The sequence below is a fragment of the Exiguobacterium sp. SH0S7 genome, from assembly GCF_004337195.1.
In the GTDB taxonomy this organism is placed as follows: domain Bacteria; phylum Bacillota; class Bacilli; order Exiguobacteriales; family Exiguobacteriaceae; genus Exiguobacterium; species Exiguobacterium aurantiacum_A.
In genome coordinates this window covers 22,568-47,830 of sequence record NZ_SJVA01000003.1, presented here as the reverse complement: position 1 = coordinate 47,830, position 25,263 = coordinate 22,568, and the positions used below count along the sequence as shown (strand labels likewise).

Genomic DNA, 25,263 nt, shown 5'->3' with positions numbered 1-25,263 from the left:
CGTTATAAAGAAAGGGGCTGTTCGTATATAGATGTAATCGGTCAATAGACAACATCCGCAGAAGCGATGTCGTACCGGATCCGCGTCCCTTCCGTTTCCGCAATCGCCCCTTTTAACGAAGCGACGTCTGTGATCACCGCTTCTCGATTCGAATCAGCTTCAACAAACTGGAGGGCCGCCTCTACTTTAGGCAACATACTACCGGCCATAAAATGATTCTCCTCAATCAACTGTTCAAGACGAGACGTCGAGACGGTCTCCAATTTCTCTTGGTTCGGTTGATTGAAGTGGATGTAGACGTTAGATACTCCCGTGATGATCATCAAATGCGTTGCTTCAATCGACCGGGCCAGCTGCGCGGCGGCAAAGTCCTTGTCGATAACAGCTTCCACGCCTCGAAGCGTGTATTGCTCACGGACGACAGGGACGCCGCCCCCACCTGCAGCGATGACGAGATGGCCTGCATCAAGCAAGTCTTGAATGACCGGTGCCTCAACGATACGGATCGGCTTCGGACTGGCGACGACTTTTCGATATCCGCGTCCCGCATCCTCGACCATCACATCGCCTTTCATACGCATCTCGACCGCTTCCTTCTCAGTATAAAACGGGCCAATCGGCTTTGTCGGATGATCGAATGCAGGGTCTGATAAGGCGACTTCCGATTGCGTGATCATCGCGACGACTTGTCGCTCCATGCCTCGACGGGCGAGTTCGTTCTTCAATAGCTGTTGGAACCAATACCCGATCATGCCTTGCGACATCGCTCCGCACGTCCCTAAATCCATCGCCGGTGTCTTCTCCGAATTCGCCATTTGTTGTTGAATCAAAATCGCACCGATTTGGGGGCCGTTCCCATGACTGAGCACGACTTCATGTCCTGCCTCGACCAAGTCGGCGATGTGACGCGCCGTTTCCATGATGGCGTGTCGTTGTGCTTCTGCCGTCCCATCGTCCGTTAAAATCGCATTCCCTCCGAGAGCAATGACAATTCGTTTTTTCATCTGTCTAATTCCTCCATTTCTTGTTTCAATGCCAAATATATTCCGAGCGCAGTATCCTGTCCTGATGAACTCCCAAACGTGATGAGACGTTCCCATTCAACCTCACAATTTGAGAACGATTCGGTCAACAGCACTGTAATCAGCCTTTTTAATTCGCTCGTATATTCTCCCCGCAGTGCCGCCTCATAAAAAGCGACAGAACTTCGTGTCGTTCGATATTTAGCTGTCATCACGTAATCGTTCTGCCATTTCATCGGCCGTCCCAATACCTCACATACGGCCATATAGCCAATTAAGACGTCATCGCCGCTCGGCGTCAGTCCTTTGCCGTAGCCGATCAGACGTTTCCCTTCTGCTTGACCGATGTTCGTCAAATATTCGTACAGCGGTTCTCGTCTCTCTTCATAGGCGTAACTCCAGTCGTGACCGAGTTCGCGCAATCGTGCCTCCATCTGCCTGAGGTTTAAGGCCAATTCATATCGCTTTGGCTCGACACGTTCCATGTTCATTTTCAACACCTGGTCTGGATAGATCGTTATCCCGCTCGGCACGTGGTGAATCGTCGCACCGATGCCCGCCAATAGACAATCTCCTACTCTCCACTCCAATCGATCGACCGTCTTCACATGAATTCCAAAAGGCGTATGTCCGTTCTTCGTCGTACCGATGTAAATCAAGTGTCCCCCCATTCGCAGGTTATAACCGTTTCGAAAGACGGCCTCGACTTGTAACGCTTGGGGGAATTCTTGAAGGAGAGAGGCAGCATACGTACTGTACGCCGCCCCGATTTGTCTCATGCGTGTTGCACCAGTCCTAATTTTTCAGCGTATGCTTCGAGCGCCTTCTCGAAGCAGGCCAGTGGAGCACGAACCGTTCCCGCACCGACTTGGCCGATACCCGGCTCCCGGTGCGCGATTCCTGTATTGATGATCGGTGTGATCCCGGTCTCGACGACTTTCCGGATATCAATACCGACGCAGGCACCTTGGAAATCCCATGATGGAATACTCAAGTTCGGGTTATGTCGATCGCAAATTTCGTTCATCTCTTCACTGATTGCGAGCGCTTCGCTCGATCCTGCCCGTCCGAGGAACCGCGTAACACCTGGCGCAGCGACCATCGCCATTCCACCGACGCCATACGTTTCCGCAATCGCACTGTCACCGATGTCCGGGTTCGCATCGTCTTGGCTGTAGCCTGTGAAGAACAAGCCTTCCGGCATGTTGACGGGTGCCGTGAACCATTCGTCCCCCATACCGCTGATTCGAATTCCAAAATCTTTCCCATTTCGGGTCATAGCCGTCACGATCGTGCCCGCTTCGTGCCGTCGAGCCTCGTCTAGGATTGCTTTCCCCGTCGCCATCATGACGTTTAAAAAGAACTGATCGGTATCGGCCAAGAACTGCAAGACGTCACGTCGTTCCGTTTCATCGACGTCCGCCAACATAAGATAAGGTGCCAATTCTTTTAGCAACAACACCGAGGCCGCGATATTTCGTTGGTGGAACTCATCCCCCATCGTGATGGCTTTCGAGATGATGACGTTCAGGTTGATCCCGTCTCCTGCTTGTTTCAACGTTTGTGAGAGGACCGGCCCCAGGACGTCTTTCATCCAGTGGAGGCGTGCGATGACTTCTGCATCGTTGGCACCAAACCGCATCACTTTTCCGATTCCTTCGTTCATCGTGCAGTACGCTTCCGCACTTCCGTTTCGGTTTTCGACAACGAGGACCGGCATATGTCCAGACGTGATCCCGCCCATCGGTCCGACCGCTTTCACATGATGACACGGGATGAACGTCACGTCTCCGCGCTCGAGCATCGCTTCCGCCTCTTCATAATCGTCGGTCCACTGCTCAAAGATGATCGCCCCTATGGCCGCTCCTTTCATCGGCCCCGTCATGTCTTGGTACGCGATCGGTGGGCCAGCATGGAGAAGTACTTTTTCTTTCAATTCTGGAATGACCGTGTGGGCTGGGACGACGTCCGTCAAAAACGGTTGTCCTCCGATAATCGTTTGAATCACCTTGTCATTTGCTTCTTGAATCATCGCTCCGATACTCATTTTATTTCCTCCTCAAGACATGAGCGCTAACAAGCGCTGAAGATGTGGTTTTCCGCCGGCTGTCGGTTGCCAGTTGTACTGAACGCTGTGACCGCCTTCGCTAATTACGGCGTCTGCGAACGAACGAAGTCCTAAGTTGACGACTTTAGGTGCGCGCAGCAACTGCTGGATTGCTTCTGACGACTCAATTTTATGTGTACTCGGTTCTACAGATGGAACTGTTTTCTGTTTGAACTGTGGAACTTCTTTTCCAATCATTCGAAGTGCATATTCGACAGCTGCCACGTTACTCTCAGCGACGAGGATACCAGCTGCTTCAAAGAGTTGCTTTTGGGCACTGTAACGCTGTGGATCCTGCTCGGTACCACAAACGTTGACAATCACCTCTACGTTCGGACGAGTTGCCTGTAATTTTGTTAACGTCGGGAGCAGTGCACCGGCCATGTTCTCATGCGAACCATATCCGAGGACGTTATCCAACAGGAGCACGATTGACTCATCTGTATCACAATAGCGATTGATGAAGTCGATTCGTGTCGACGGATCAATCATTGGGTGTGGCTTCCCTTGCGTGTAGACGTCATCCCCTAAATCGATGACGACGTTCCCGTCATAGTCAAACGAGAAGCCGTCCCGATGCTCACGATCTGCCTCCACACCGAATGAGAGGCCCATCAAATCAGCCGTCTCCGCGGCCAACGTTCCGCCTGAGAACAGGCCGATGATTCGTGACGCCCCATTCGAGGTGACTTCGGTCCGATTCCGTTCCTGCGTCGATTTTCCAAGCGCAAGCAATGCCGCTTCTTCCGATGTGTCTGCATAGACGACGTGGTTGACAGGCGCGAGTCCGTGGTCCCCGACGAAGAAGGCCACGACCGGTTTGTTGACTTGTTGAAGCAGCTGCTCAATCTCTTCGCGCACTTCTTTCGCAGGTGGTTTTGAGATAACAACGATCGTGTCCGTTGTCACGTCCTCCGCAAGTGCCCGAATGCCGGCTTTCATCGAGATTCCGCCGATTTCGGTCGACAAGTCACGTCCGCCCGTTCCGATTGCATGGGAGACCCCGCCACCGAGACGATCAATCAACGTTGCCACTTCTTGAATTCCTGTCCCTGAGGCTCCGACGATTCCGACACGCCCCTCCCGGACCACGTTGGTGAAGGCGAGCGGAATACCTGCGAGTGATGCGGTACCGCAGTCAGGACCCATGACTAGCAGTCCTTTGTCATCGGCGAGCTGTTTCAGTTCACGTTCCACTTCGACAGGGACATTGTCACTAAAGATATGAACGTTCAAGCCTTGGTTCAGTGCTTTTCGTGTCTCGTATTCGACGTATTGTCCAGGAATCGACAACAGCGCCAAGTTCGCTCCCGGCAGTTCTTCGAGCGCCGCTTTCCACGACCGGACTTCTGTCTTATCCGCACCTGCTTGTTTCGTTTGGTTGTTCAGGAAATCATGGATTGCTTTCAAAAGTGGTTCGGTCTGATCGGTTTCCGCATCGACGACGATACACATGTCTTGTGGCGTCGCCGCCTCTAACTCTTCTGTATAGAATCCTGTACTTTTAAAGATGTCGAGGTTGGCCGGTGTCCCCATCATGATTGAGACTTTATTGATGCCTTCGAGACTCGAGACGTGGTTCGATAACACCATCAACGTGACGGAGTCTTGATACGTGTTCGCTTGAATGATTGTTGTCAACATACGTTTCTCTCCTTATGCTTCCGCCGGTTTGACGGTTTCTTTTGTGAATAACATGGCGATCATTCCGATGACGAGTAAGACGGCCGCCAAGTAAAAGCCGGTTTGCATCGATCCCGATTGATCGACTAAATATCCAGTAAGATAAGGTGCCAGAATCGACGACGTCATCCCGACAAAGTTATAGACACCGAAGACGGTTCCGTACACTTTTTTCGGAGCGTTGTTCGCCACGAATGAGAGCAGGACCGGGTCAAGCGCTAACTTTCCAGTCAATCCATACAGGATGAGCGCCGCGAAGAGCAGTGGCGTGCTCTCAACGAAGACGACCGCCAAGATGGAGGCGATGGACAATGGGACGAGAACGAATACGAGTGGTTTTTTCTTGCCCATCTTGTCTGACAGATAACCGATCAATAGTGCCCCCGGAATAGACGCCCATGGGACGAGTGACGAGATGAAGCCGACATCACTGCCTTGGAAGCCACGCTCTACTTGTAAGTATTGCGGGAGCCAAGTGAGAATCATGAAGAATCCATAAAGTGAGCAGAACACCATGATAAATGTCGCGAGCAAGTTACGATTTTTGAACAGGCTCATGATTGAGAAATCTGATTTTCCGACCGTGTTCGCGACACGTTCTGGTCGCTTCTCTTTGACGACGTACCAAATCAAAATCCCTGTTAAAATCGTCGGGATCGTCATGAAGTAAAATGGCGTTCGCCAGCTCATGCCGAGCTCGAGCGTCAAATAACTCGATGAGATATAGCCGAGTGAGATACCAAGCGCCATACCACTGTTGATGATGGCAGTCCCGATCGTTAGAAACTGCTTCGGAATCGCCTCAGACGACAACGCGTATTGAGGACCGTAATACGTTCCTTCTCCGAGTCCTGTGATCGCTCGGGCGATCATGAATAAGAGAAATGTCGAAGCTAATCCGGTGATCCCGGTGAATAGTCCGAACAAAATAAATCCAGGAACTAAAATTCGTTTGCGTCCAAACTTATCACCAAGTGAGCCCGAAGGAATTTGGGCGATGGCATAAGTGAGGAAGAATACACTGTTAACCAATCCGAGCTGGGCGTTGTTCAACCCGAACTCTTGGGCCAGGTTCGGCATGACCGGGTTCAAAATTGTTCGGTCGGCGTACATAAACATCCAACCTAAGAAAAATACCGCGATGACTTTCCACCAATACGGGATTCGTTCCTTCTTCGCTTCAAACGAAGGTTGAGACACTGGGGATGTACTCATGGGGTTACTTCCTTTCTGTATTTTGGTATCGCTTACAACCCCACTTTACGTGTCAGCCCATAAGAAACGCATAAACAGAACAGGTCTTGCCGTAACAATTCCATAAAAAAAGCACCCTAAGGCGCTTAAGAGAGTAACGCGTATCCGATACCGGGATACGTTTTTAGTTGATCGGCAGCCTCTAGAGCCCCGGCTGCTTTAAATTTCTTTCGGATGCGTCCAATCGTGACACGCAAATACTCGACTTCCCCGCCATATTCCGGTCCCCAAACAGCTTGAAGTAGCTCACGATGTTGGACTACCTGATCTAAATGCTTTACGAGTTCTGACAGGAGCGAGAACTCATTTTGGGTCAATTTGACTTCTTGCCCTTGATGAAACACTCGGTTGCGCAGACGATCGATTTCCAAACCTTTTATCTCGACCGTATTCTCTAGCGCCTCACTCACCTTCGTCCGTCTCAATACGGCTTTCACCCGGGCGAACAGCTCGTCAAGCGCAAATGGTTTTGTTAAATAATCATCCGCTCCTAAATTTAGTCCATCTACCTTATCTTTTGCCTGACTCCGAGCAGTCAACAAAATGACCGGAACGTCCGAGACTGTCCGGAGACGGCGTAACACTTCAAATCCGTCCATATTAGGCATCATAATATCGAGCAGTACTAAATCGACCTGACGGCGATCGACATCCTCCAAAAAAGAGGAACCGTCTGGATAGTCATAGACCGAGTACCCGAGCGACGATAAATTGGCCGCCACGAATCGAGCAATTTTCTTCTCATCCTCTACAATCGCAATCGTCTGCATGCTTCAATCTTCTCCTTTCGGTAGTTCAAGAAAGAATCGAGTCCCCCGCCCGAGTTCACTCTCAGCCCAAATCTTTCCGCCATGGGCTTCAATGATGCCTTGGCATATCGCCAATCCGAGCCCGGTTCCTCCTTTTCGCCGTGTCGACTTCATTTCGACTTGATAAAACCGGTCGAAAATCCGTTCCAAATGATCATGGCGAATGCCAATCCCTTGATCTTCAATGACGAGCGTCCAATCCGTATCTGATTCATAAGATTGGATGTGAATGGTTGGTGGGCCGTCACTATAACGAACCGAATTGGTCAACAAGTTGACGAGCACTTGACGGAATCGATGAAAATCGACTTCGACGACGGGCGGACCTTGCCAGTCATAAGTCGTATGCGCATCAATTTGTAGCTCATGAATGATTCTTTCCACGTAAGGCTTCAAGAGAACCGCCTCAATCTCGACCGGAAAGTTGCCCGATTCAAGCTTCGTGATGTCGAGCCAATCATCGATCAGCTGACGAATCCGTTGAGAATCTTCTTGAATCCCTTGCAGCAATTCATGACGGAAAGGCGCTTCCCACGTCACGTCTTTTCGCATCAGTGTCTCGACACTGCCACGGATGTTTGTGAGCGGTGTTTTAAACTCGTGTGAGGCGAGCGAAATCAGATTGTCTTTTAACTGGTCAATCTCGACTTCACGCGTCACATTTCGGACGATATACCCTTGTCCAATCGAGTTAGCTGCATCGACTACAGAGAACGGCTGAATTTGAAAGATCTGCTCGTCCACTAATAACCGCAGGGGTTCTCTCTCCATCCTGTACTCGTCCATGAGCTTCTCCCAGTCTTCAGCCCGGCTCGATGAGTGGAAGTCGAAATAGACTTCCATAAAACGATTCACATATTCAATCTCACCGTCTTCATTCAATACGATGACACCTTCTGACATGCTGCTTAACGTCGCATGCCACAACGCATTTTGTTTCGTCGTTTCATCCACGAGGAGCTTATTGTCCAACAACATGGAGAAAGCATCCGCTAGCGTATGCAGAAAAATATCCTCCCGTTTCGAAATCGTCTGATTCATCGTTAATCCAACGAGTAACATCCCGCTGGCTTGCCCGCCATAGTAGAGCGCATTGACTTGGAAGCGATAGGCGTCTTGTTGCGTTTCGATGAATTCATATAAGCTTTCTTGAGATAAAATCGCGTCTTTTGATATGACCTGGTTCGGTAACGATACAAATAACGGATAAGGCAAGATTGCTGATACCTCGTGCAACGTACTCTGCACGAGCGCAATCGTGTCTGGCGCATGACGAAACGATGTCATAAATTGATTGAGTGCCTGTAACTCAAGATTGTTTTGTTCGAGTTCATGCGTCCGCAACTTAACTTTTTCTTCAAGCGCGTCGTTCAACTGCCTCAAGTTTTCTTGTCCGGACCGGACATCATCCGCCATCACGGCAAACTGTCTGGCCAATCCAATGATTTCTTTTGGGGCATGAATTGATTTTAAATGAGCCACTACATCCGGCGCCTCGGCACGCTCGACCATCAATTCAGTCTGATTGACAAAATCGGCGAGGGATTGATTCAGTTTTCGGGATAGGACCAATCCGAGCACGAGCATGATTGCCGCGACGATTAAAAACAGGATCGTATTTGGTAGTAACGTGTTGACTGTTGCAGCTAAAATACTGCCGACCGGACGCGCGATCCAAACCGTCCACTCATACTTCGGTACTTCCGCATAAGTAGCGAGCTGTGATTCTTTCTTTCCTTCATCATAAACACGCCATACGTTTCCCCACAGTAATGTCCCCGTCTCATTCGGATTCGTTGAAATCGTTTTCACTTTAGTCAACGGATATTCGTCCGGATGAAACACGATTTGATTCCGATCATCGACGACGACCGGATATTGCTGTTCGTTAAAATTGTTAGCAATGAGCGTTTCGCCAATCCCGTCCAAATTGAGTGCACCTAGCACATAACCTTCCATGTCCTCTCGTTCATTGAAAATCGGTGTCGCAATGACAATGAGCGGTTTTCGACTTCCGCCTCTTCCTTGAAACACATGTGACACGTAAGTCGTTTTACTCGATTGAATGCGTTCAAAGTAAAAGCGACTGCTAAAATCCAATCCAATATTCGAGACACCGTCCTCATTGTTCATCGGCGAAAATGAGGTCGTCTCCCCTTCCGAATCAGCAATATAGAGATTTTCGAAGCGTGGATTGTGTCGTTTAATATTGTCGAGCATCGCTTGCTCCCATTCTCCCGATCGAGCAGTCGCACGAGATAAACGGATATTGACCGCAGCCGTTTGAATGACTTGACGGCTTTGTTCGATATAATCGAACACAATCGATTGCATCTGTTTCGTCGCAACTTCTTGTTGAGTAAATTCATCTTTCACGTTTCGGACCGTGTCCGCCAAATAAATCACAAGTGAGAATAGGCCCGAAACGAGTATAAGTAATATGAAATCAAACAAAAGTCTTCCTCGAAATGTCTCTCGCATCACCCGAATCCGGTGTAGCATTTCCTATCACCACCTATAAAAAAAGAGTAGCACGGTTTATGCTTTTTTTAGATATTCCATCGGGTTTTTTATGTTTTTGTTATGGCGATGTCGTGACAAAAAGGTTGACCATAAATGGCCAACCCGTTTGTTTTATCCCCGGCTCCTCCGTGTCACAGCGACCCCACCGAAACCGCTGATGATGGCGATATAGAATCCTAAATCATAAAACCAGCCGGTGTTGTTCACTTCATAGACGCGATACGTGTCATTGAACAACCCTAAAATCAGTGACACCGGTGCGATCCAGCCGTGCCAGACGCCCCAAAAGAAGCCGGCCGGGTCCGTCGTGTAGGAGCCGTCACCCGGCACGCAGCCGCCGAGGACGACAACCAACCCGAGCATGATGGCCAATAATCCGATTCGTTTCATATAAATCCCTCCTCGTATTCCTATTCCCCGTTTCCATAAAAAAAGCACTGACCGAAGTCAGCGCCAAAGTTGGACCGTGTTCGCGAACTCGATATCGGTCGCGATCTCACCGTCGAGGGCGTGCAAGTTGAAATCCTCCCCGTCGAGCCACGTCTGAAAATCAAAGATGACCGGGTCGCGGTCGCCACCGAGGGCGAACCACGTCTCGAGCGTCTCCGGGAAATAGGCGGCCGTATGGATCGTCCCGGCCCAACTTTTATACAGCTCGGAGAAGACACCTTTATCCGAGTCGTTCATGAGCCGGAACGCGCTCTCGGCGTCTTGGACGATGTGTTGATACATTTTGATCTCCATCATCCGTCGCGTCGAGTCGTCGAGATGGTAACGATTCTCGTGCTGCAACAGCTCGAAGTGGTTCGTGCAAATGTTCGACTCGCGGACGCGGATATCGCGCGGGGTCGCTTCGATGACACGTGTCTTTGACGATTTATCGTGGACGACGTACGTGAACGAGCCACGGTGCGGGATGTCTTTCAACAGATCGACCGCTTCTTCGACCGTCGCGCACGTCTCGAGGATCATCCGTCCGATCATCTGACAGACGAAGCCGTCGCCGGGGCGGCGCCGGTTGATGAAGTTGTAGCCCATGGCAAGCCCGCGCTCGTTCATCCCGTCCATCCTCCCGGTGACGCGCGAGACGGGTCCGATGACGGCGTAGCCCTCGTCCGGTTGGAACACGTTGTAACGCCCGTCATACGTCATCGGATGATAGTCGTAGTTGCGGACGAGGAAGTTGTCCCCTGTCAAAATCGAGCAACCGCTGATCGGATTATTGACCCGGAAATGACCGAAGTGAAGGAGCGTATCGCCGAGCGTCAGTTCGAGCTCGTCCTGCAGGCCGAGCAGTTCTTCCCAAATCCGTGGGGCGAACCGGTCGAACGCTTGTTTCGCCTCGCGGTCGTCGATCTCAAACCGGGGGACGCGCAGCTTCCACTGATCGGTCCGGTTCTCGAGCAGCTTACTTCGCTTGATATATTCACCTTGAAAGCGGCCAAAGTCATAATGACTGCCGCGGAATTGTGTAAGTTCGCTTGAGACACGTTGCATGAAAAAACCTCCCTTGCGCCCATTATAGCGGACGCGCGGGAGGGATGTCTGACTTGAAACTGTTCATAGCTTGAACTGACGGCTCATTTGTTGCATGTCTTCCGCGGTGAGCGACAAGTCTTTGACGAGACGGTTCATCGTCTCGCTCGTCGCCGACATCTGTTCGGTCGAGGCGGCCACTTCCTCGTTACCGGCCGTGCTCTCTTCCGAGATTGACGCAATGTCTGAAAGACCTCGCTTGATGTCTTCTTGGTTCATCTTGACGCGACCGAGCTGTCCTTGCATCGACCCGGTCAACCGCTGCATCTCGCGGACACTCATCTCAATCTCATTGAACGCCTGCTTCGTCGCCTCGAGCGTCCGTCTGCCGTCTTCGGCGGCGTGCATACTGTCAGTGAACGTCTCGCCGAGCGCGATCGAGTTCCGTTTGACGCTGCCGACGATCTCTGAGATCTCGCTGACCGACTGGGCGACGCTATTCGACAGACCGCGAATTTCGGAGGCGACGACGGCGAACCCTTTCCCGTGCTCCCCGGCACGGGCCGCCTCGATGGCCGCGTTCAAGGCGAGCAAGTTCGTCTGTTGCGAAATCTGTCGGATGATCGTGACGAGCTCCGTCACTTCGTCCGCCTGTTGCTCAAAGTCTTTCACTTGGCCTTGCGATTCATTCACTTGCGTATGGATGTTCGTCATCTTCCCGACAGCGTCTTCCATGAGCTGCAGCCCTTCGGCCGTCGCCCGACTGACGACTTCCGCTTGAGTGCTCACGCCGTGCCCGTCCGTCGCCGTCTGTTCGACAAGTCCTGAGAACTCGTTCATATGTCCGTACAGCTTCATCGTGAGCACGCTCTGATTCTCGACCCCCCCAGCGATTTCTTCCATTGTGAACGCAATCTGTCGCGAGGCGTCGTTCACTTCCTCTGAGATGCTCGCGACGTTGCCACTCTCATCCCGGACCGTCTGTGCTGACGTCTGTAGGTTTGAGATCAACCCTTTCAACATCTTCGTCATTTGGTCCATCGAGGCAGTGAGGCGCTTGATTTCATCATTCGCACGCAGTTGAATGTTGTTTATCTCAACCGACGCCGTCGCCAAGTCGCCGCCGGCGATATGCGTCGCGACGCGTTCAAGGTCACGGAGCGGACGCAATTTCCAACCGAGGTAACGCCAGATGATGACCGAGGCGAGACCGAGCAAGATGACGAGCCCGATGAGTACCGGAAGCAGACTTTCGCGTAATACGTCAGTCGTGACCGCCGCAACATCGTCCGCGCTTTTGTCGATGCCGATGACACCGATGACTTCATTCCCCTGCTTGATCGGGACGAGTACCGTCATATAGTTCCCAAACTCTGGGTCTTCGATGATCGGTGTCGTGCCGGTTCCACCTTCAAACGCCGGCTGTGCGTCTTCGAGCGAAGTTGCAGTCACCGGTGTCCCAATCTCGACCGCGTCCGTAGCACTCATTCCATCTACGATGATTTGTAGCTCCTCACCGTCCAATGCGAGCGTGTAGACGTACATCGCCCCGATTTGTGTGCGATACGTATCGAGCTGTTCCCGAAACTGCTCGAATCGCTCATTCTTCTCCGGATTTTGTAAAAACGCCGCATACGCGTCCTCATCTATCGCCTCGCTGATCCGAGCAGCGTCTTCTAGCAAGACGGCCTGCATCGAACTAAGCACTGTATGTTTCGTACTCACGTATTGAGTGACCCCGAATATGACGATGAGTAGCGTCACAAAAGCGAGCATCGCCACAAGAATCCGGTTTTGCAGTGACTGTGGTTTGGTTTGTCTCATAAGTTCCCCTCCTAGTTCCTTACTGTGTATATCGGAGGAAACTAAAAAAGAGTAAACAAAAAACGGACGATTTTCGACAAAATCATCCGTTTTTTTATTCATTTGTCGAATTCACAGCTTCGAGCGGCATCGAGACTTCCGCCTCACCTTCTTCTCCGATATGGAACAACGGGAGCGTCTCCGGCACGAACAATTCAGGGTTCATGTCGGCTTGATAGACGTACGTCCGCACGTCACCTTCACGCTCGGCGACGAGTTCACCGAATGGGATCGGTACGCGCGTGCCATCGACTTCGTAGCTGATCACCGTCGTCGGGTCGAGCCGACGGTCTTCGAGCATTCGGATCGTGAACAGCATCGTCGAGCTGTTCGTCCGCTCGAGCGACACGGCAATCGATTCAGACTGTCCGGCCCGCTTGTCGATCATCGCATCGCCCGCCGTCTGTTCGAAGACGACGTTCTCTTCTGTCGCTTCTTCTGTCTTCATCTGTTGGCATCCGACAATTGTCGCTAATCCAAGCATCAAGGCAATCACTAATACACGCATCTCGTTTCCCCTCACTTCAAGGCGAAAGTCAGTTCTGCAACACACGCCACTTCTCCGTCGACCGTCGCTACGGCACGTCCTTTACCAATCGGACCACGCACCTTCAAGATCTCGACCTCGAGGCGCAACTGGTCGCCCGGGACGACTTGACGTTTGAAGCGACAGTTGTCGATGCCTGCGAAGAACGCGAGCTTACCTCGGTTCGACTCTTGTTTGAGCATCGCGAACGCACCGACTTGGGCTAGTGCTTCGACGATCAAAACGCCCGGCATGACGTTATAGTCTGGGAAATGTCCGTTGAAGAATTCTTCGTTCGCCGTCACATTTTTTAAACCGACGGCCCGTTCGCCTTCTTCGACCTCAAGAATCCGGTCGATGAGCAAGAACGGGTACCGATGCGGGATCACTTCTTTAATCTGTTCAATCGTGTACATGGTTCCACCACCCTTATGATGTTAGCCAGAAATCGGTGATATGGCGCCACGTGTCGATGTTGAACACGTCTCTCCACTCGCCTCCGCCAATCACGCTGTACCCGATAATGGCACCGATCGCGAGCATCGCGGCGGCCAAGATCAAGACAACGATGATGCGTAACAAGATCGGGAAACGGCGGTTGTTCGACAAGCGCTTTCGCTCCGTCCGCTCTTTAGGCTCTTTTTCTTCCGAGCCCTTCTGTTCTTCGTTCGTCACGTCCATTCATCCTTTCAGCTGATCTGATTATAACATATTAGTACCAGGTATTAAAATTGTTTCATAAGTTCTTTATAAGTGTAACGTATCTAGAAATGTCGAACAAGCGCCCCGTCCTCTGGCAGTCGAGCGTCCGTGCGAAAAAAGATACGGCTTGCCCTAAATAATATGCTAACGTGAGGGTATTCATTGTAAAAGGAGGATTCATTTCATGTGGAAAGAATTCAAGGACTTCGCCATCAAAGGTAATATGATCAACCTTGCTGTCGCCTTCATCCTCGGGGCCGCCTTCACGGCGATCGTCACGTCGCTCGTCAACGATATTTTCATGCCGTTCCTCGGTATCCTCATTGGCGGCATCGATTTCTCGACGCTCGCCGTCACCGTGCTCGGCGTCAGCGTCACATACGGCAACTTTCTGCAAGAGATCGTCAAGTTTTTCCTGATCGCTTTCGCCTTATTCATGATGGTCAAAGGGATCAATCGCCTGAAGCGCGAGCAAGCGATCGAAGAGACGCCAGAGCCAGAGTTGTCGCGCGAAGAACAGTTGCTCTCAGAGATTCGCGATCTGCTTAAAAACCGTCCGCTATGAGTCATTCGTCTGAACCGTCACGGTTTAGACGTTTTTTCAATTAGTCGAAACGCTCGGCTGACCGCGTTCGTCAAGAGCGGTGCCGCTTCCATCATCGCCGTCTCAAGCGTCATGACCCGGGAAATGAGCGGGAAAATGGCTTCAATCCCGACTTCCGGGAGTGCCGTCATGTCGGTCTGGCCGGTGAAGACGAGTGTCGGGACACCATGTTCGTGCGCAAAACGAGCCAAACCATACGGGGCTTTCCCATGAAGCGATTGTTCATCGAAGCGACCTTCTCCCGTGATCAACCAATCGGCCCCATGCAGCTGCGCGTCAAACGATGACCAACGCATCACTTCCTCGATGCCATTCACGTACGTCGCCCCGAGTTGGTACATTGCAAAACCGATTCCTCCAGCTGCTCCCGCCCCGGCGATCGCCGTATCGGCGTGATCGAAACAAGCAGCGTAAGCGCTCATCAAGTCGTCATAGTGGCCGACGTCACTTGGTGCCAGACCTTTTTGTGGACCGAACACGGTCGCCGCGCCCGCATGTCCGAGGAGCGGGTTCATCACGTCCGAGGCGATTCGCCACGTGACGTGCTTCGCCTCCGGCATCAGACCGGACCAGTCAACGTGCTTCACGCGCTCGAGTCCGTGCGGGAACGGTTCGAGCACTCGTCCGGACTCATCGAGGAAACGGACGCCTAGCGCTTCGAGCACGCCCTTGCCACCATCAACGGTCGCACTGCCGCCGAGACCAATCGTGATGCGTCTCGCTCCGCGTTCGATCGCTTGTCTGAGTTGCATCCCCGTCCCGTAAGAACTGTACCGCCACGGGTCGAACCGATCGACGAGCATCAATCCGGACGCTTCCGCCACTTCGACGACCGCTTCTCGTGTTGCTTCATGCCATCCGTAGCGCGCCTGACGGACCCGTCCGTCGAGCGCAGTCACTTCCTGTTCGACCGCATTCGCTTCCGGATGTGTCGCTAGCCAGGCGTCGAGAAACCCTTCGCCCCCGTCCGATACGGGGATCTCGACGACGTCATGTCCCACAAGCGCCCGTCGCACCGCCCGATTCGCTTCCTGACTCGTCAACGATCCTTTGAACGAATCCATCACCACAATAATTCTCATACCGTTCCCTCCTTCATCTCAATTATAAAAGAAAAACCGCTCCTCAGAAGAGAAGCGGTCAATGTTATGGGCGAAGTGACGTCACGAGCCCCATCATCTGGTCGCTCATTGACAGCGCCCGGGAGTTCATCTGGTAAGCACGCTGTGTGATCGTCATATCGGTCATCTCTTTCATCAAGTCGACGTTCGATGATTCGAGCGTCCCCTCTAATAAGAGATTCCCGACTGGACGGTCGACTTCGATATCAAGATCAGCCGAATAGACGTTGTTCCCAAGCGGACGAAGTTCCGACGTGTTGCGTACCTCGACGATGTCGAGGCGACCGAACTCTTCTTCGACGCCGTTCACGCTGGCGACGAGGACCCCGTCTTGACGGACGCGATGATTCGTCGCTTCGTTCGGCGTGACGATGCGGTTGCCATCTGCACCGAGAAGTGCGTTGCCGTTCACGTCAGAAAGTGTCGTCCCGTCATTGCCGACCGAGAGCTGCATGTTACCGCTCCGGGTCACACCGATCCCGTCTTCCGTCTCGACGACGAAAAACTGGCGGCTTGCCTGCAAGAAGACGTCAAGACCTCGGTCCGTCTTCTTGATTTGACCGATGTTGAACTGTTGGGAGATGTCACCGACGTGACCGCCGACACCGATGCGGATCCCGTTCGGTGTATCGCGGCCGACTTCAAGTTCGGCCCGAGGCTGATTGTCATACGCTTGCGAAAGGAGCGAGGCGAAGTGACCTTGCTGGCGTTTAAAGCCGACCGTGTCGACGTTCGCGATGTTGTGGCCGGTCACATCGAGCTGGCGTTGAAGCTGGGCTAGTGACGAGACCGAGTTATAAATGGACTGCATGGGTTTCCTCCTTATCGAATCCGAGCGATTTCGATGGCCCGCTCGGCACTCTTGTCATACGCCTGGACGACTTTTTGGTTTGCCTCGAACTGACGGTACGTCACCATGAGGTCAGCCATCGTCCGGTCAAGGTCAACGTTTGCTTCTTCGATATAGCCTTGTTGGAACTGGACGTTCGCAGCGGGATTTGCTCCCCCGTTGACGCGATAGTCGTTCCCGACTTGTTCGAGCGTGGCCAAATCATCGATTTGAACCGCCCCGAGCGTCGCAACGTCTTGACCGAGCGACGTGATTTGACCGTCGCCTGACAATTCGAAGTCACTAGACGGCAACTGGATACGTTCACCCGTATCAGACAAGATGTACCCACCGTCCGCCGAGCGGAGGAACCGCTCATCGTCGACCGAGAAGCGGCCATTCGTCGTATAGAGCGCCTCCCCGTTCTGTTCGACCGCGAACATGGCGGCGCCTGTAAAGTCAGCCGGAACTTTCAAATATACGTCGGTCGGGCTATCCGTCGCCGTGACGCTTCCAGCAGAGAAGCGTGGCATCGTTTCCTGCAAATACACGCCGGTCGAGAGCGTGCCGACCTCGCCTTGGACACGCGAACGGTCGTTACCAGGATGGCTCACCTCGGCGAGCAATAGTTCAGGGAACGACCGGACGACACCGTTTGATGCCTTGAATCCCGGAGTCCGAACGTTTCCAAGGTTGTTGCTTAATATCTCTTGTTGCCGCTGAAGCGCGTTCATCGCGCCCGCCGCCGTATAAAGTCCACGTAACATGTTCGTCTTCCCTTCATCCTTAAAGTTTCTACTTCTTATATCGTACCAAAGGAAGGAATCATTCACCCTTTTTCAAAAAAAAGACAAAAAATAATGAACAATGCTGCTCATCATTCAATGTAGTAAATAATATTTATTATGTTATGATTAAAATACAATTATACGCATTTCTAAAGGAGGAAGAATGTGATGTCTCGTCGTCATACGAAAGAACGATCCGAAGTCGTAGTTAGAAGAGTAGGAGGTTCGAAAGGTGTGACACTGCCAAAAGCTATGTCTACCGATATTGGGGACAAGTATTATATTCAGCAGCATCACGACGGCACCATCATCCTTACCCCATTCGAAAAACCAAGAATACTGAAAAATGTATTTGCCGATATCGATGAGGACACATATGCGGACATGAACGAAGTCATTCTTGGAGAAGTCGGTCAAGAAGCAGAATAACAATCCTATTTACTTTTGAAGGGAACCCATTAACATGTCGTCACCATCAGTCAAACATGATCGTCCACTCGTCGGTCAAATTGGTTATCTTGATTTCGATCCTAGCGCCGGCTCAGAAATTCAAAAACGGAGGCCTGCTTTAGTCATCAGTCAAAATGACTTCAATCAAACGGGATTTTGTATCGTCTGTCCAATCACCCATACCGAAAAGCCATTATTTGTCCGCATACCAGACGACTTGCCAGTCAGCGGTTATATCAATGTAGTCCAAGCAAAATCGATTGACTGGAAGGCAAGACGGTGGAAAGCAGCGACCGACTGTCCACCAGAAGTCGTTGAGCAAGTTCAAGAAATCGTAGCCGTTGCCATATTAGGAGAGTGTTCAATTACTCGAGTATGAGTTCAATGTACACAAAAAAGCGAGTCCGCTTCAACCACGAAGCAGGCTCGCTTTTTATCATTCAACAATCGGCAGTTCGACGATGATCGTCGTCCCTTGCTCTGGTTTAGAACGGACTGAAATCGTCCCGCCGTGGGATTCGATGATCTCTTTACAGATGGCGAGCCCAAGGCCGGTGCCTCCAATGTTGCGGCTCTGTTCATTCTGTACACGGTAAAACTTTTCAAATAGTCGCTCGGCGTCTTCTGCTGTCACCCCGATGCCCTCGTCTTCGATGGCGACTCGGATGACGTCCCCTTCACATGATACGTTGACGGCAATATTCCCGCCGTCGGGTGAATACTTGATGGCGTTGTTCAAGATGTTCGAGAACACTTGGCGTAGTTGGGCCGGGTCCCCCGAGACACGTATCTCCTCGTCACACTCGAAATGGAACGCGTGCAGCTCGGTCGATCCCGCATGAACCTCAAGGACGTCCGAGAGGAGATTGAACAAACTTTCGACTTTAAAGGCTTGCTGGATTTTTCCCGCTTCCATCTTTTGAACGTCAAGCAGGTCGCTGACGAGCCGTTCGAGCCGTCTCGTCTCGCTGCTGATCATTCCTAGGTAACGCTTGCGTTTCAGTTCATCGACGTGACGGTGCTCGAGGAGCTCCGTGAAGCCGAGGATGGATGTCAAAGGCGTCCGCAGCTCGTGAGATACGGTCGCGACCAATTCGGTTTTCAAGCGATCGACCTCGATCTCTTTCGTCACGTCGCGCAACACAAAGATCACACCAACACGTTCGTCCTGCAGTTCGATCGGTTCGGCGTACATCCGTATGATACGTATTCCACCTTGCATCGAGTACGTAAACGTCTCATCGAATATTCCTTCATGCTTCGCTCGATTTGTGAACCGGTTGAGACCTTCCTGATCGTCGATTTGATCCATGAACGGCCGGTAAAACGCTTCGATTGGATAAAGACTTTGGCGGTCATCAAACGGGATCGGTTGTTCGTACAGATCAAATAACGCCGCATTGGCGAACCGCTGCTCGGTTCCCGTCTCGACGAACACGATCGCGTCCCGCATCGTGTGCACGATGCGAGCCGTCTTCTCTCGTTCCCGCTCCAATTCATCGTGCTGTTGGATGAGCGAGTTCGACATCACGTTGAACGACCTTGAAAGCTGACCCACTTCATTTTGAATCGGGTCGACCGGGACGAGCCGCGCATGCGGATCGACCGCCAAACGTTCGCTGTTCGTGATGAGCGCCTGAAGCTGTTTCGTCAACCGGACAACGTACGGTTGAAGCCCGATAAAGAGTGCAAACAGCGCACCGAGTAAGATGATGAGCCAACTCCATTGGGCTTTGGCGAGCTGTTCAGATAACGATTCGCGCAGTCCGGTCTCTTGAAAGTCAAGTTCAGACCGATAATCGGTGAACACCGTTTCCATGTCGACGATGCTCGCGCTCATATCGGCCGCGTTAGTCGGCTTCAATTTGAATCGTGTCTGGTCCGAACTCGCGTTTTGCGGCATGAGTTGGCCGACGGTCGCCATCTGCAAGAATGGCTCATCGACCTCCCCGCTCGCCTTGGCAATCACGTAACGCTCGAGTCCCGGCATGACCCGGGACGTATAGATTGCGAACAGGAGACGGGCGTCAGTCGCGAACGTCACTTCCTCTGCGCTCGCGGCGCTTTGTTCGAACCACGTCGTCTGTTCGTCGATCCGGACTTGTGCCGCTCGTGCTTCGTCTAACAGTGACGCCTCGCCGAGCAGGACGTGCCCGCGCATCTCATACTGCATCGATTGCCACGTCTCGAACAAGTCAGTCGCGCGCGCACGTTGTTCACTGATTCGTTCGAGTTCAACCGTCGTTTCACCGATTGCCTGTTGCGTATAAAAGTAAGTCCCGAGCGAGGTGACGATAATTAAAGCGATGAGAACGTAGAACACCGTGAGGACTTGCCGGCTAATCCGTTGTGCGATCCAGCGTTTCATATATGGCCTTCTTTCTGTATCAGTTATATTTTATTTATTTATGTTCGCTATTCACATAAGCTAGATTCGTGTATTATAATTAGATGTTAGTCACTATTTTTCTAAAAAATGTAGTTTTTTTCCTGACCTAGTAACAGTATAGCGATAACTTCTCACAAGAAACTCACAAATAGCGAAGGGAACATGCTGATGACCCCTAAATATATCGGGCTGACGCTGTTGATCCTCCTCCTGGCATTGACAGGTGGACTCACGTTCACACGTGGGCAATCGATTGACAGTACAGCTACCGTCACCCAAGGAACTGCCGATTTGAGCGCTTCCGAAGTGACCGACACGATCATACGTCTTGACGGGACGTGGCGTTTTCAATCAAGCTTGCTCGACCAAGTCGACCGTCAGACGTATCGCAACGTCCCGCACGTGACCCCACATCAAGTGGCAACGTACGAAGTCGACGTCTCTCTCCCGCCTGGCCAGTACGCGTTACGCGTCCCGAGAAACCACCCGCACATCCGTCTCGCAATCGATAGTGAAGCGGTGTCTCCCGTCTATTCGTCGACACCCGATTCACGGAACGCCTATCTCGTCTTACTCGATACGCATACGCCCGATTTTCGCTTGACGATGCAAGTGACTGGATCGGACGAACACCCGACCGGCATCCAAGACAGTCTGCTCATCGGTCCGACGAGCAGTATCATGGCCCTCCAAAATAAATTTTTCACCTACGATTTTATTATTATTTTGATTTCACTTTTAATCTTTTCATTCTATGCGATCGTTTTTATGTTCCACCGAAAAGAGTCGCTCTATCTGTACGGTGCCGCCTTCTTTTTCTTGATCGGCTTGTCGCTGTTGACACGTGATCAAATGATCGTATTCGAATTCATCCCGGCCATGACTTATGTCGTCGCCCATAAGTTCAGTATGATCACAGGACTCCTTAGCCTGACCATGCTGATCGGATTCGCACTCCGGCTCGAGCAAGTCCCGTTCAGCCGTTTCCTCTCCATCGCATCTTACCCACTTTACGCGTTCAGCTTGATCGCACTCATCATTCCGTATAGTGTACACGCGACGTTTGATTATGTTGCCTGGATTTATGTACTCGTAATCGCCTTTTTCTGGACAGGACTCAATATCAATTGGCTGTTCGAACGAAAAGACGATGGGTATCCGTTTGAATTTCTAATCTTTACGCTCGCGTTGGTCATCGGCTATATCGGCCAGCTCATCAACGTGTTCATCACGCATCCGAACCAAGTATTGTATTCGAGCGTCCTATCGCTCATCTACTTTTTACTCATGTTCATGTTGCTGCCGGTTCATTTATCGACCGACAAAAAGCAAAAGCGAGAAGTGCAAACGTTGGCCACACAAAGCGAGATCTCATTCTTCAACTCTCAAATCAAGCCGCATTTTTTGTATAACACGTTCGGGAACGTGATCGCACTCTGCTACACGGCACCGACCGAAGCCGCACGACTCCTTGGCCATTTGAGCACATACGTCCGCTTCATCTTCGAGAACGGACGCACGGAGACAGATATCTCACTCCGCCAAGAACTCGCGGTGATCGATTCTTATTTGATGATCGAGCAGACGCGGTTCGACGGCGCTTTCACCATCATCAAAGAGATTGACGAGACCGTTCTCGACGCCCTCATCCCTCCACTCTTGATCCAACCGCTCGTTGAGAACGCGGTCCAACATGGTTTGATGAAACAAGACGGCGTCAAACGGCTCATGTTATCCGTCCAAGACGCCGGTGATATGATTGATATTCGCATCTCGGATAACGGGGTCGGTTTTGACCCGAAGGCAGTGCTTCACGAAGTGAGCGGTATCGGTATTCCGAACGTCAAGAGCCGAATCGGTTACCTTCCTGACGCCACGTTTAAATTGAATTCTGAACACGGGGTCGGCACGAACGTGCATATTCGGCTTCCAAAACGAGAGAGGATGACAGTAACACATGCGGACGATCCTGATTGAAGACGAGCCCCATATTTTGAGGATGATGGAACGATTCATCCAAGCAGAACCGAATTTGAAATGGCTAGGCTCGTTCAACGACCCCGTCCAGGCACTCGAATTTTTAACGACGCAAGAAGTCGATCTCGTCTTTCTTGACATCGAAATGCCAAAGATGAACGGACTCGACCTCGCTAAGCGCCTCCCTGAGACGACACAAGTCGTTTTCACGACGGCACACAGCCAATACGCGGTCGAGGCGTTCGGGTTACAGGCGACCCACTATCTGCTAAAACCGATTACCGAAGAAATGATTCACGACCTCGTCCCGCGCGTCTCGAAACGGTATACAGAAACACTTCAGCCCAAGCATCATCGGACGTGTACGATCCAATGTTTCAACAATTTTTCCGTCAAGACGCACGAAGGTGACCTCGTCAAATGGCCGACCCAAAAGACCGAAGAGCTGTTCGCCTACTTGATTTACCATCGCGACAAGGTCGTCAATAAATGGCTCATCGCCGAGACGCTCTATCCCGATATCGATGATCCGCAGCGGGCACTCCATAACGTCTATAACCTCATCTATCGCTTAAAGAAGACGCTTGCAGATTTCGACTTGAACATCACGGTCCAAACGATCAACAATGGCTATTCGCTTCATTTAGAGGACGTTTGTTCGTGTGATTACCACGACTGGTTGAATACCGGTCAGACGGAAGCAAATACTCGCCTGTTCGTCGACAAAGATTACAAGTGGCACTAAAAAACTTCTTCCCGCCCGGGGAAGAAGTTTTTTATCGTCCGATGAATCCGCCATCGACATGCAGATGCTGTCCATTTACCCACATGCCGTCACGTCCCATGAGAAATGAGACGTAGCGAGCCGTATCTTCCGGTGTGCCGACCCGACCGTGCGGGAACAGCGGCACGAGTTCGTCGCGAAACGCGGCATCGATCCAACCCGAGTCGGTCGGACCCGGGTCGAACGCGTTGACCGAGATACCGTACTGCCCGACCCCGTTCGCAAGTGCCGGCGTGATGGCGATAAGCGCCCCTTTCGACGCGATGTAGGCGAGGTTCGATGCATCCGCCCCACCCGACACTAAAAACAAGATGCGTCCGTCCGTATGTCCCGCTCTCCGATACCGTTCGACGAATTCGAACGTCAAACCGAGCGTCCCTTCGTTATTGACTTGATAGTGGCGCCTTAGCGTCTCTGTCGTGAACGTGTCGACGCTCACGTGTCGCTCATACGTCGCGTTGTTGATGAGACGGCTCGGTACGCCGAGCGCTCGTTCGACACGGTCGAGAAGACCCGCTTCGTCCCCTGAAGCCAAATCGTACGCCTCATGCGCGACACGGGCCCCTAACCGCTCTAATTCGTCGACAAAGCGTTCGATGAAGGCCTGGTCTTCCCCGACTCCTTCCGTCCCGTCAAACGGGCTCCAGTGCGTCAAATACAGATCATGACCTGCCGCCGCAAGCTGTCGGGCGATGGCCGCACCGATTCCTTGGCCGCGGCTGACGCCGGTGATGAGCGTAAGTGGTCGTGTCATTCAGTCATCCCCGTTTCACTGTTGATTTGATTAGAAAATATGGTCCCCAGTCTGCTTCGTGCGGGATGACGTATGTCCATGTATAGGTTGGGTCGACGATATACACGTCCGCGTAGTCCCCTGCCGCGACCGTCAAATCTTTTCGCACGAACGTTTGCGCTTGACTCAACTCGAGCTCGAGCACATCGTTGGAGTGTTCAAAAAACAAGAGGCACTTCCATTTCGCGGTATGGTGTAAGGCGACATCTGCCTCTTTTCCAACGAGACAGCCATCTATCTCTTCGACGAGATACTCCCAAAGATACGGTCGGTATTGACTCCGCTCTTCAATCGATACGAAACAATTCTTCCATTTTTCTCGTGCTTGTTCCCCTCGATTTTCGTACTCTGTGACCACAACTCCCTTAGAGGTCAGTCGCTCAATCAATGGATTCATCTTCGTTTCCCCCCGGTCTCCTCTTCAGTTTATCCATTTTAAGGACAAGAGACCAACTTCTCCTGCAAATCGAAGCGATGCCGTCAGTAAAAAAAGAGAGGTACGACGCCCTTAAAAGACGTCGTACCTCTCTATTTCTAGATTTTGCAATTTGAACTGAGTCGTTCGCTTATTTCAAACGGTCTAAGTTCTCAAGCATGATGCCTGTACCGTGCGCGACGCTAAGCGTCGGCTCGTCGGCGATCATGACTGGCAAACCGACTCGTTCAGCAACGAGCTGGTCGATGCCGTGAAGGAGAGATCCGCCGCCTGTCATGATGATGCCGCGGTCGATGATGTCAGCCGCAAGTTCTGGCGGCGTCTGTTCGAGGACGCGCTTCGTCGCTTCGACGATCTCGTTCGCCGACTCGGCCATCGCTTCACGGAGTTCTTCTGACGTGATCGTTACTGTACGCGGAAGCCCACGCACCATGTCTCGGCCTCGGATATCCATCGTCTCGTTGCGCCCACCCGGGAATACGGTCGCGATCTCTTTTTTGATCTGTTCGGCCGTACGCTCACCGATGATGAGCTTGTGCTTGTCTTTGATGGCACGGAGAATGTCCGTATCGAACCGGTCTCCGGCAATCTTGATCGTTTCACCGCAGACGATGTCGCCCATCGAGAGGATGGCGACGTCGGTCGTCCCGCCCCCGATATCGACGATCATATGTCCAGCCGGCTTCCAGATGTCCATGCCCGAACCGACAGCAGCTGCTTTTGGTTCGACTTCGAGGAAGACTTCTTTGGCGCCAGCTTTCTCAGCGGCCTCACGAATCGCTTTCGCCTCGACCGGTGTCACGTTGGCCGGTGTACAGATCAGCATCCGGATGCCACCGAAGAAGCCACGGACTTGAATCTTCTCGACGAAGTGGCGAAGCATCGCTTCTGTCGTCGCGAAGTCGGCGATGACCCCGTCACGGAGTGGACGGATGGCAACGATGTCGCCAGGTGTACGCCCGACCATCTGATACGCTTCCGAACCAACGGCGAGTACTTTCCCTGTCGAACGCTTGATGGCCACGACGGAAGGCTCGTCGAGGACGATGCCTCGGCCTTTCACGTGGATGACGACGTTTGCTGTTCCTAAATCAATCCCGATATCTTTTGAAAACATGGTGTGTAGG

Annotated in this window: 25 protein-coding genes; 5 read left to right on the top strand and 20 right to left on the bottom strand. The window is 52.0% G+C overall.

Features of this window, described 5'->3' with window-relative positions; translation table 11 throughout:
* Positions 1-41 precede the first annotated feature (41 nt).
* The 13 genes from arcC to EVJ22_RS07000 form a co-directional block, all read right to left on the bottom strand.
* Positions 42-1,004 (bottom strand): carbamate kinase, encoded by a 963-nt coding sequence (arcC, locus tag EVJ22_RS07060; RefSeq protein ID WP_071398327.1) that lies wholly within the window; start codon positions 1,002-1,004, stop codon positions 42-44.
* Entirely contained in the window at positions 1,001-1,801 is an 801-nt protein-coding gene (locus EVJ22_RS07055; protein WP_131443561.1) for an oxamate carbamoyltransferase subunit AllH family protein, read from the bottom strand. Before EVJ22_RS07055 ends, arcC begins: the two co-directional genes overlap by 4 nt.
* Positions 1,798-3,069, bottom strand: a complete 1,272-nt coding sequence (locus EVJ22_RS07050) for a YlbE family protein (RefSeq protein WP_233589639.1) — start codon at positions 3,067-3,069, stop codon at positions 1,798-1,800. Before EVJ22_RS07050 ends, EVJ22_RS07055 begins: the two co-directional genes overlap by 4 nt.
* A 12-nt stretch (positions 3,070-3,081) precedes the next feature.
* The gene (fdrA, locus tag EVJ22_RS07045; protein WP_071398330.1) at positions 3,082-4,773 is read right to left on the bottom strand and encodes an acyl-CoA synthetase FdrA; all 1,692 of its coding nucleotides are present in this window, start codon (positions 4,771-4,773) and stop codon (positions 3,082-3,084) included.
* Positions 4,774-4,785: 12 nt separating this feature from the next.
* Positions 4,786-6,027, bottom strand: coding sequence for an MFS transporter (locus EVJ22_RS07040; protein WP_131443560.1), 1,242 nt, complete (start codon positions 6,025-6,027; stop codon positions 4,786-4,788).
* 125 nt (positions 6,028-6,152) lie between these two features.
* Complete coding sequence (locus EVJ22_RS07035; RefSeq protein ID WP_071398332.1) at positions 6,153-6,836, bottom strand: response regulator transcription factor; 684 nt, start codon at positions 6,834-6,836, stop codon at positions 6,153-6,155.
* Positions 6,837-6,839: 3 nt separating this feature from the next.
* Positions 6,840-9,329 (bottom strand): sensor histidine kinase, encoded by a 2,490-nt coding sequence (locus tag EVJ22_RS07030; protein ID WP_158625506.1) that lies wholly within the window; start codon positions 9,327-9,329, stop codon positions 6,840-6,842.
* Positions 9,330-9,509: 180 nt separating this feature from the next.
* Complete coding sequence (locus tag EVJ22_RS07025) at positions 9,510-9,788, bottom strand: membrane protein (RefSeq protein WP_016507806.1); 279 nt, start codon at positions 9,786-9,788, stop codon at positions 9,510-9,512.
* Between the two features lie 57 nt (positions 9,789-9,845).
* Positions 9,846-10,895: a C45 family autoproteolytic acyltransferase/hydrolase gene (locus tag EVJ22_RS07020; protein ID WP_071398334.1), complete on the bottom strand. Its 1,050-nt coding sequence runs from the start codon at positions 10,893-10,895 to the stop codon at positions 9,846-9,848.
* Between the two features lie 63 nt (positions 10,896-10,958).
* Complete coding sequence (locus EVJ22_RS07015) at positions 10,959-12,698, bottom strand: methyl-accepting chemotaxis protein (protein ID WP_071398335.1); 1,740 nt, start codon at positions 12,696-12,698, stop codon at positions 10,959-10,961.
* Positions 12,699-12,792: 94 nt separating this feature from the next.
* Positions 12,793-13,245: a hypothetical protein gene (locus tag EVJ22_RS07010; protein WP_071398336.1), complete on the bottom strand. Its 453-nt coding sequence runs from the start codon at positions 13,243-13,245 to the stop codon at positions 12,793-12,795.
* Between the two features lie 11 nt (positions 13,246-13,256).
* Positions 13,257-13,679, bottom strand: a complete 423-nt coding sequence (fabZ, locus tag EVJ22_RS07005) for a 3-hydroxyacyl-ACP dehydratase FabZ (RefSeq protein WP_070328162.1) — start codon at positions 13,677-13,679, stop codon at positions 13,257-13,259.
* Positions 13,680-13,692: 13 nt separating this feature from the next.
* The gene (locus tag EVJ22_RS07000; RefSeq protein ID WP_070328163.1) at positions 13,693-13,944 is read right to left on the bottom strand and encodes a DNA-directed RNA polymerase subunit beta; all 252 of its coding nucleotides are present in this window, start codon (positions 13,942-13,944) and stop codon (positions 13,693-13,695) included.
* Between the two features lie 205 nt (positions 13,945-14,149).
* On the opposite strand from EVJ22_RS07000, the gene mscL reads away from it, so the two are divergent.
* Entirely contained in the window at positions 14,150-14,530 is a 381-nt protein-coding gene (gene mscL, locus EVJ22_RS06995; protein ID WP_131443558.1) for a large-conductance mechanosensitive channel protein MscL, read from the top strand.
* Positions 14,531-14,547: 17 nt separating this feature from the next.
* Here the strand turns inward: mscL and EVJ22_RS06990 are convergent, their stop codons facing one another.
* The 3 genes from EVJ22_RS06990 to EVJ22_RS06980 form a co-directional block, all read right to left on the bottom strand.
* Positions 14,548-15,651 (bottom strand): glycerate kinase family protein, encoded by a 1,104-nt coding sequence (locus EVJ22_RS06990; protein WP_233589638.1) that lies wholly within the window; start codon positions 15,649-15,651, stop codon positions 14,548-14,550.
* A 64-nt stretch (positions 15,652-15,715) separates the two neighbouring features.
* A complete protein-coding gene (locus EVJ22_RS06985; protein ID WP_070328166.1) occupies positions 15,716-16,501 on the bottom strand; it encodes a flagellar hook-basal body protein in 786 nt (261 codons plus the stop codon).
* 11 nt (positions 16,502-16,512) lie between these two features.
* Positions 16,513-17,286 (bottom strand): flagellar hook-basal body protein, encoded by a 774-nt coding sequence (locus EVJ22_RS06980; protein WP_070328167.1) that lies wholly within the window; start codon positions 17,284-17,286, stop codon positions 16,513-16,515.
* A gap of 189 nt (positions 17,287-17,475) precedes the next feature.
* Between EVJ22_RS06980 and EVJ22_RS06975 the strand changes: the two genes are divergently transcribed.
* Positions 17,476-17,736 (top strand): AbrB/MazE/SpoVT family DNA-binding domain-containing protein, encoded by a 261-nt coding sequence (locus EVJ22_RS06975; RefSeq protein ID WP_071398339.1) that lies wholly within the window; start codon positions 17,476-17,478, stop codon positions 17,734-17,736.
* A gap of 34 nt (positions 17,737-17,770) precedes the next feature.
* Entirely contained in the window at positions 17,771-18,136 is a 366-nt protein-coding gene (locus EVJ22_RS06970; RefSeq protein ID WP_084812972.1) for a type II toxin-antitoxin system PemK/MazF family toxin, read from the top strand.
* A gap of 57 nt (positions 18,137-18,193) precedes the next feature.
* Here EVJ22_RS06970 and EVJ22_RS06965 read toward each other — a convergent pair whose 3' ends face one another.
* Positions 18,194-20,125 carry a sensor histidine kinase gene (locus EVJ22_RS06965; protein WP_131443557.1) on the bottom strand — a complete coding sequence of 644 codons (1,932 nt, stop codon included), beginning with the start codon at positions 20,123-20,125 and terminating at the stop codon, positions 18,194-18,196.
* 189 nt (positions 20,126-20,314) lie between these two features.
* Here EVJ22_RS06965 and EVJ22_RS06960 point away from each other — a divergent pair, with 189 nt between their 5' ends.
* Together EVJ22_RS06960 and EVJ22_RS06955 are read left to right on the top strand one after the other, a co-directional pair.
* A complete protein-coding gene (locus EVJ22_RS06960; RefSeq protein ID WP_131443556.1) occupies positions 20,315-22,123 on the top strand; it encodes a sensor histidine kinase in 1,809 nt (602 codons plus the stop codon).
* A complete protein-coding gene (locus tag EVJ22_RS06955; protein ID WP_071398342.1) occupies positions 22,104-22,868 on the top strand; it encodes a response regulator in 765 nt (254 codons plus the stop codon). The genes EVJ22_RS06960 and EVJ22_RS06955 overlap by 20 nt, the downstream gene beginning before the upstream one ends.
* A gap of 31 nt (positions 22,869-22,899) precedes the next feature.
* On the opposite strand, the gene EVJ22_RS06950 is transcribed toward EVJ22_RS06955, so the two are convergent.
* The 3 genes from EVJ22_RS06950 to mreB form a co-directional block, all read right to left on the bottom strand.
* The gene (locus EVJ22_RS06950) at positions 22,900-23,661 is read right to left on the bottom strand and encodes an SDR family oxidoreductase (protein WP_131443555.1); all 762 of its coding nucleotides are present in this window, start codon (positions 23,659-23,661) and stop codon (positions 22,900-22,902) included.
* Between the two features lie 4 nt (positions 23,662-23,665).
* On the bottom strand, positions 23,666-24,097 hold the full coding sequence (locus tag EVJ22_RS06945; protein ID WP_071398346.1) for a DUF4275 family protein: 432 nt from the start codon (positions 24,095-24,097) through the stop codon (positions 23,666-23,668).
* Between the two features lie 169 nt (positions 24,098-24,266).
* On the bottom strand, positions 24,267-25,253 hold the full coding sequence (gene mreB, locus EVJ22_RS06940; RefSeq protein ID WP_071398347.1) for a rod shape-determining protein MreB: 987 nt from the start codon (positions 25,251-25,253) through the stop codon (positions 24,267-24,269).
* Positions 25,254-25,263 lie beyond the last annotated feature (10 nt).

Bases quoted from the DNA above. Each gene is read 5' to 3' on its own strand.
- arcC (WP_071398327.1), bottom strand. From the start codon at position 1,004: ATGAAAAAACGAATTGTCATTGCTCTCGGAGGGAATGCGATTTTAACG.
- EVJ22_RS07055 (WP_131443561.1), bottom strand. From the start codon at position 1,801: ATGAGACAAATCGGGGCGGCGTACAGTACGTATGCTGCCTCTCTCCTT.
- EVJ22_RS07050 (WP_233589639.1), bottom strand. From the start codon at position 3,069: ATGAGTATCGGAGCGATGATTCAAGAAGCAAATGACAAGGTGATTCAA.
- fdrA (WP_071398330.1), bottom strand. From the start codon at position 4,773: ATGTTGACAACAATCATTCAAGCGAACACGTATCAAGACTCCGTCACG.
- EVJ22_RS07040 (WP_131443560.1), bottom strand. From the start codon at position 6,027: ATGAGTACATCCCCAGTGTCTCAACCTTCGTTTGAAGCGAAGAAGGAA.
- EVJ22_RS07035 (WP_071398332.1), bottom strand. From the start codon at position 6,836: ATGCAGACGATTGCGATTGTAGAGGATGAGAAGAAAATTGCTCGATTC.
- EVJ22_RS07025 (WP_016507806.1), bottom strand. From the start codon at position 9,788: ATGAAACGAATCGGATTATTGGCCATCATGCTCGGGTTGGTTGTCGTC.
- EVJ22_RS07020 (WP_071398334.1), bottom strand. From the start codon at position 10,895: ATGCAACGTGTCTCAAGCGAACTTACACAATTCCGCGGCAGTCATTAT.
- EVJ22_RS07015 (WP_071398335.1), bottom strand. From the start codon at position 12,698: ATGAGACAAACCAAACCACAGTCACTGCAAAACCGGATTCTTGTGGCG.
- EVJ22_RS07010 (WP_071398336.1), bottom strand. From the start codon at position 13,245: ATGCGTGTATTAGTGATTGCCTTGATGCTTGGATTAGCGACAATTGTC.
- fabZ (WP_070328162.1), bottom strand. From the start codon at position 13,679: ATGTACACGATTGAACAGATTAAAGAAGTGATCCCGCATCGGTACCCG.
- EVJ22_RS07000 (WP_070328163.1), bottom strand. From the start codon at position 13,944: ATGGACGTGACGAACGAAGAACAGAAGGGCTCGGAAGAAAAAGAGCCT.
- mscL (WP_131443558.1), top strand. From the start codon at position 14,150: ATGTGGAAAGAATTCAAGGACTTCGCCATCAAAGGTAATATGATCAAC.
- EVJ22_RS06990 (WP_233589638.1), bottom strand. From the start codon at position 15,651: ATGAGAATTATTGTGGTGATGGATTCGTTCAAAGGATCGTTGACGAGT.
- EVJ22_RS06985 (WP_070328166.1), bottom strand. From the start codon at position 16,501: ATGCAGTCCATTTATAACTCGGTCTCGTCACTAGCCCAGCTTCAACGC.
- EVJ22_RS06980 (WP_070328167.1), bottom strand. From the start codon at position 17,286: ATGTTACGTGGACTTTATACGGCGGCGGGCGCGATGAACGCGCTTCAG.
- EVJ22_RS06975 (WP_071398339.1), top strand. From the start codon at position 17,476: ATGTCTCGTCGTCATACGAAAGAACGATCCGAAGTCGTAGTTAGAAGA.
- EVJ22_RS06970 (WP_084812972.1), top strand. From the start codon at position 17,771: ATGTCGTCACCATCAGTCAAACATGATCGTCCACTCGTCGGTCAAATT.
- EVJ22_RS06965 (WP_131443557.1), bottom strand. From the start codon at position 20,125: ATGAAACGCTGGATCGCACAACGGATTAGCCGGCAAGTCCTCACGGTG.
- EVJ22_RS06960 (WP_131443556.1), top strand. From the start codon at position 20,315: ATGACCCCTAAATATATCGGGCTGACGCTGTTGATCCTCCTCCTGGCA.
- EVJ22_RS06955 (WP_071398342.1), top strand. From the start codon at position 22,104: ATGCGGACGATCCTGATTGAAGACGAGCCCCATATTTTGAGGATGATG.
- EVJ22_RS06950 (WP_131443555.1), bottom strand. From the start codon at position 23,661: ATGACACGACCACTTACGCTCATCACCGGCGTCAGCCGCGGCCAAGGA.
- EVJ22_RS06945 (WP_071398346.1), bottom strand. From the start codon at position 24,097: ATGAATCCATTGATTGAGCGACTGACCTCTAAGGGAGTTGTGGTCACA.
- mreB (WP_071398347.1), bottom strand. From the start codon at position 25,253: ATGTTTTCAAAAGATATCGGGATTGATTTAGGAACAGCAAACGTCGTC.